This window comes from Mesorhizobium sp. M4A.F.Ca.ET.022.05.2.1, from assembly GCF_003998845.1.
In the GTDB taxonomy this organism is placed as follows: Bacteria; Pseudomonadota; Alphaproteobacteria; order Rhizobiales; family Rhizobiaceae; genus Mesorhizobium.
Window position 1 is genome coordinate 1 of sequence record NZ_RZOJ01000390.1, and the last position, 5654, is coordinate 5654.

General features: G+C 62.5%; 6 protein-coding genes and 1 pseudogene. 6 read left to right on the plus strand and 1 reads right to left on the minus strand.

Annotation, left to right across the window (positions count from 1 at the left end):
• Window positions 1-592, minus strand: a pseudogene (locus EN745_RS28490) (type VI secretion system ATPase TssH); the annotation flags it as partial.
• Window positions 593-926: 334 nt separating this feature from the next.
• Here EN745_RS28490 and tssA point away from each other — a divergent pair.
• From tssA to EN745_RS28520, 6 genes are all read left to right on the plus strand, one after another.
• A complete protein-coding gene (gene tssA / locus EN745_RS28495) occupies window positions 927-2102 on the plus strand; it encodes a type VI secretion system protein TssA (RefSeq protein WP_127399789.1) in 1176 nt (391 codons plus the stop codon).
• Between the two features lie 6 nt (window positions 2103-2108).
• Window positions 2109-2648 (plus strand): type VI secretion system contractile sheath small subunit, encoded by a 540-nt coding sequence (gene tssB / locus EN745_RS28500; RefSeq protein WP_126058948.1) that lies wholly within the window; start codon window positions 2109-2111, stop codon window positions 2646-2648.
• Between the two features lie 3 nt (window positions 2649-2651).
• Window positions 2652-4160 (plus strand): type VI secretion system contractile sheath large subunit, encoded by a 1509-nt coding sequence (tssC, locus tag EN745_RS28505; protein WP_126058947.1) that lies wholly within the window; start codon window positions 2652-2654, stop codon window positions 4158-4160.
• Window positions 4161-4208: 48 nt separating this feature from the next.
• Window positions 4209-4664, plus strand: a complete 456-nt coding sequence (tssD, locus tag EN745_RS28510; protein WP_126058946.1) for a type VI secretion system tube protein TssD — start codon at window positions 4209-4211, stop codon at window positions 4662-4664.
• Entirely contained in the window at window positions 4651-5406 is a 756-nt protein-coding gene (tssE, locus tag EN745_RS28515) for a type VI secretion system baseplate subunit TssE (RefSeq protein ID WP_126059406.1), read from the plus strand. The genes tssD and tssE overlap by 14 nt, the downstream gene beginning before the upstream one ends.
• Window position 5407: 1 nt before the next feature.
• Window positions 5408-5654 (plus strand): type VI secretion system baseplate subunit TssF (locus EN745_RS28520; protein ID WP_189363185.1); only part of this gene is annotated, 247 nt, incomplete at its 3' end.

Here is a 5654-nt window from a genome sequence, read left to right on the forward strand (position 1 = left end):
GCGTCAGGTCGGTGGCATATTTCGCCAGCGCCGAATCCCCGCCGGGGCCGTGTTTCATCGGCGTCTCCGTGGCGAGGGTGGCCGGGGCAGCGCCGGCCTCCAGCGAACCTTCCATGACATCGGCGAAGCGGGAAATGACGCCGTCCGCATCGATCCGGTCGAACTCGGCGCTGATCTTCGAAACCAGGCCCTCCAGCACCGGCGTCTTCAGGCAGGCAAGCAGGATATGCGAGCTGCGCACCTCCTCGACGCCGAACTCCAGCGTCGCGAGGTTCCAGCCTTCCTGGATGGCGTGGAAGATGTGGTCGGAGAATTCCTCCACCGAGGTGGCGCCGTAGGGCAGCTTGTCGATGGCACGGGTCATGTCCGCCGTCAGCCGGCTGGCATCCAGCCCGGCATCGGCGACGATCATCTGCACATCCGAGCGCTCCGACAGCACCAGTTGCTGAATGAAATGGACGAGTTCGACATAGGGATTGCCGCGCAGCTTGGCCGTGTCGGCCGCGGCCTTGAAGGCGCGCACCCCCGTGGCATCGAGCTTGGCAACCAGTTCCTTGCGCTTGAAGCTCTGCGATGACCGGCGCTGTTCCATCGAACCTGCTCCCGAAATCAGCCAGCCGATACCCTGCCATAGAAGCGGCAGGTTGACAAAGCATGTGATGGATGATGCGCCTCGATGCCCGATTCGCCCAGCATCTTCCGTTTCAGGGAAAGCCCCGCATCCCCAGGCAAACAAACACGAAATTGCCCTCGCCTATGCGATGCATTTCACATACGGCGCCGGACAATGACGCCATGGGTTTCGGCGACAGAACGGTCGCGTTTAGCTTCCGTTAGTTTTTGAGCAGTCCTTGAATTGTGATAAAGTGACGCACTGTGATAACCTTGCGTCACGCAAGGTCTCAAGGCCGCTCCTGGGGGTTGGTGTGATTGATCTCGCACTCTGGCTGAATCCTCTCGACGGTGAGAATCCGTCAGGTGAGGATTTGCGCAACGACCCGGCCTTCCATGAGCTGGAGCGCCTGATCGAACAGCAGACCAAAGTCGAGTATGACGACCGCAACAAGCCGTCCGCGGAAGCGATCATTCCGATCGACTGGCCCGCCGTGCTTGCCAAGGCCGAGGAATTGCGTCCGCGCGGCCGGGATCTGCGCCTTCTGGTCATCGTCACGCGCGCCCTGGCCAATGAAAACCGGCTGGCCGGACTGGCCGACGGTCTGAGCCTGATTGCGCAGACGTTCGACGCCCACTGGGAGACCCTGCACCCGGCGCTGCGATCCGGTGCAACGCCGCGCGACGCGGCCTTGCGTCGCATCAACGCCCTGCTCGATCTCCAGAACGGCCAGGAAGGCCTGCTGGCAGACCTGCGGCAGATGATCTTTTTCGCGCCGCGCCCGATCGGGCCGATCAGCGGGCGCGACCTGGAACAAGGCGCCCTCGACGAGCGCGTCATGCTCCAGGAAGCGGCCTCTGGGCTGAATGCCAGCGAAAAGGCAGCGCTTGCGAGCGCCCACAGCCAGCTCTTGAACCGGGTGCGCAGCGGATGCGCGGCGCAGATCGATCAGGCCGGCGAGGCGATGACGTCGCTGCTGGGCGACGCCCGCGCGGCAATCGCGGCCCTCGATGCCGTCGAGACCGCGCTCAACGCCCGCATCGAAGGCAACGGTCCCGCCGTCCCGGAATTGAAACGGTTCCTGCAGCGTTTGCTGACGACCCTGGAGCGCAATTCGGCTGCCGGCGCCGTGGCGAACGGCGCGGCGAAACCCTCCCCGCCGCCGGCGGAACCGGCAACGCCCGTCCGAAACGGTCATGGAGCCGATACGATGGCAAGTGTCGCAAGCTACGCGGAACAGAGCACCGGGCTGCCCGACCGGATTTCCTCGCGCGATGACGTGGTCAAGTGCCTCGACCTTGTCGTCGCTTTCTATGACCGCACCGAGCCGTCGAGCCCGATCCCGCATCTCGCCCGCCGTGTGCGCCGCATGGTGCACATGGATTTTGTTGAACTGATGGAAGATCTCGCCCCGTCGGGGCTGAAGGAGTTCCGGCTTCTGGCCGGCGTTCCCGATGCCAAGAAGACGGCCCAGAAGGATGAAAGGTAGCAACACATGCCAGCCGAAAGCAAAGCGAAGGTCATCGAACGAAATCGCGCGCCGCGGGTGCAGATCGCCTACGACGTCGAAACCTACGGCAGCCCGACGACGATAGAACTGCCGTTCGTCATGGGCGTGATGGCCGACCTTTCCGGCGCTTCGCAAACCAGGGAAGCTTCAAAGTCGCTGTTGGACCGTGCCTTCGTCGAGACCGACGCCAACCGCTTCCCCAAGTTCATGGAGGCGCTCGGGCCACGCGTGAAGGCGCGGGTGAAGAATACGCTGCCGCAAGCGGAAGGCGCCGAGAAGGACGAGGAACTGGCGCTTGATCTCACCTTCACCAAGATGGGCGATTTCGCGCCGGACAAGATCGCCGAGCAGGTCCCGCAACTCGCCGAGATCCTCAAGATGCGTCGCCAGCTCGAGGAACTGCTCGGCTTCATGGATGGCCGTGTCGACGCCGAAAAGCGCATCGCGCAGCTTCTCAACAACGAGCCGCTTCTGAGCAAGATCGCCAGCCAGGCAATGTCTGACGACGACAAGGTTGGGGAATAAGTCATGGCCGAACAGCAAAAGACCGCAGCCGTCACCGCCGAGGCCGAAGCCATTGACCTGGGGGAGTTCAGCGGGCTCCTTGAGAAGGATTTCAAGGTCAAGAAGGACGACAGCGAGAAGCTGCAGCAGCTCGTCCGCAATCTCGCGCTGGCGGCGCAATCCCGCTCCGAGACCACCACCATCTCGTCCAATGCGATCAAGTCGATCAAGTCGCTGATCGCCGGCATCGACAAGATGCTGACCACGCAGGTCAACGAGATCCTGCACGCGCCGGAAGTGCGCGAAATGGAAGGCACATGGCGCGGCCTCTGGTATCTCATCAACAACACCGAGACCGATGCCAAGCATCTCAAGATCCGGGTGATGAACATCTCCAAGGAGCAGCTGGCCGACACCCTCGAGGATTTTGAAGGCCAGATGTGGGATCAGAGCCCGATCTTCAAGAAGGTCTACACGGACGAGTATTCGATGCTGGGCGGCGAGCCGATCGGCTGCATCGTCGGCGCTTACGAATTCTCGAACCATCCGCGCGACGTCGGCCTCTTGCGCAACATTTCGGGCATCTGCGCCTCGGCGCACACGCCGTTCATCGCGGCCGCCTCGCCGCGCCTGTTCCGCATGGACAGCTGGCAGGAACTGCCGAACCCGCAGGACCTTCAGATGATTGTGAACAACCCGGCCTACGCTTCGTGGCAGTCGCTGCGCGAGAGCGAGGATGCGCGCTACATAGGCCTGACCATGCCGCGTGTGCTGGCACGGCTGCCCTACGGCACCGAGACCGTCCCGGTGAAGGGTTTCACCTTCGAGGAGGAGGTGCAGGGCGACCACAACAAATATGTCTGGATGAACGCCGCCTTCCCGATGGGCGTCAACATCAACCGCAGCCACAAACTCTATGGCTGGGGCACCCAGATCCGCGGCGTCGAGAATGGCGGCACGGTCCTCAACCTGCCGGTGCACGCCTTCCCGACCGACGACGGATCGATCGCGATGAAGTGCCCGACGGAAGTCGCCATCGACGACCGCCGCGAGGCGGAATTGGCCAAGCTCGGTCTGATGCCTATCCTGCACCGGAAGAACACCGACCTCGCGGCCTTCATCGGTGCCCATTCGCTGCAGGATGACGAGACGCGCGCCGGTCGCCTGGTCGATCCCGATGCGCAGTCGAACGAACGCCTGAGCGCCAACCTGCCCTACCTTTTCCCAGTGTCGCGCTTCGCGCATTACCTCAAGGCAATTGCGCGCGACAAGATTGGGTCGTTCAAGGAGCGCTCGGACATGCAGATCTGGCTGACCGAGTGGATCAATCGCTACGTGTTGGCCAACCCGGCCTTCGCCGACGACAAGGCGCGCGCCAAGCGCCCACTTGCCGCGGCAGAGGTGCAGGTGGACAGCGTGGAGGGCCGGCCGGGCTATTACAATGCCCGCTTCTATCTGCGCCCGCATTATCAGTTGGAGGGCATCAACGCTTCGCTCCGGCTGGTGTCAGAACTCCCGTCAGTGAAGGGTTGAACTGCAGCAATGTGATCTTGTTTCGTTTGAGAGCGGTGGAGAAAGACAATGCCTGTGAAGATCGATGGCTTCCTGAAAGTTCCGGATATCAAGGGTCCGAGCGTACGAGACGGCCACGAGGACGAGATCGAAATCCATGGTGTCGACTACAAGATGGTCGCGCCGTACGATCCGAATTCGCTCTCGCGCCGCGGTCGTGTGGCCTTGGGGATGATCAAGTTCACCAAGCACTACGACAAGTCCTCGCCCTATCTGAAGAAGGCGCTGTTCGAGAACAAGGCTCTCGACGAAGTGGTGTTTTCCGCGCGCCGGACCATAGACGGCGAGACGAGCGACTATCTGGTCGTGACGCTGACCGACGCCTCGATCATGGAATACGACATGTCGCAGGCCGAGGACGAGGAAGACCTGATCGAGGAGGAAGTCAGCTTCGCCTACAAGAAGATCAAGTTCGTCTACGACAAGGACGACGAAATCGAAATGGATGTCTATGTCGGCAAGTGAGGTCCGGCGGCCCGGCGCGAACAAGCCGCGGCTTGCCGGCAGTTCGCGAGCGACGCGCGAGGCGGTCCAGCCCTCTCTTTGGGACCGCCTCGTCAACGACCTGCCCGGGCTTACCTCCGAGATAGACGGGCTGCGCCGGCTGTTGCAGGACGAGCTTGGCGCGGAGCGGCTGGAGACATTTCTTGCCGGGAGCGCGCGCGCGATCGACGCCGATGCGGAGCTGACACCGGACCAGAAGCGGCGCCTGCACCGGCTGATCTTTCAGGACGAGCACCGTGCGGAGATCGAAAGCCGCGGTGTGGTGGTGTCGGCGCGCGTGCTGAGAGAGGCCGTGCGGCGAGACATCGAGGCCCTGTTCAACACCGAGCGCTTCGAATCCGTTCCGCTGCTGACCGATCTCGAGCGGGAGCAGGCGATGGACGACCCGCCTTCGCTGGCTGATTTTCCGGAAGTGCGCCGAAGCGTGATCAATTACGGCGTGCCTTCCTTCTCCGGCCGTTCGTCGCGAGACTTCGACCGCGATACGTTGGCGCGGGAGATCCGTTCGGTGCTTGCCACGTTCGAACCGCGCCTGAAGGAAAGCGCGACGACCGTCACGGTGACCCTTGGCGACAAAAGTGTGGGTCTGAAGATCGAGATAGACGCGGTGCTGATCATGACGCCGACGCCGGAACGGCTGCGCCTTCGCACAACGATCAATCTCGACAACGGCCTGGCGCGGACCGAATTCAGGGAAAGCTGAGATGGATCGGGTCTTCGTAGAATATTACGAGGAAGAACTGACCCATATCCGCGGGCTCGCCGCGGAATTCGCCGACATGCATCCGGCGATAGCTCGCAACCTTTCGCTCGATACGGTGCCGTGTCCGGATCCCTATGTCGAGCGCCTGCTGGACGGGGTTGCTTTTCTTGCCGCGCGCACGCGGCTAAAAGTCGATGCCGAGCGCTCGCGGTTTTCACGCGCCGTGCTCGACGTCCTCTATCCCGATC

What these genes read in the sequence shown, in the direction of transcription:
- tssE (WP_126059406.1), top strand. Translation starts at nt 4,651, where the DNA reads ATGTCGGCAAGTGAGGTCCGGCGGCCCGGCGCGAACAAGCCGCGGCTT.
- tssC (WP_126058947.1), top strand. Translation starts at nt 2,652, where the DNA reads ATGGCCGAACAGCAAAAGACCGCAGCCGTCACCGCCGAGGCCGAAGCC.
- tssD (WP_126058946.1), top strand. Translation starts at nt 4,209, where the DNA reads ATGCCTGTGAAGATCGATGGCTTCCTGAAAGTTCCGGATATCAAGGGT.
- tssB (WP_126058948.1), top strand. Translation starts at nt 2,109, where the DNA reads ATGCCAGCCGAAAGCAAAGCGAAGGTCATCGAACGAAATCGCGCGCCG.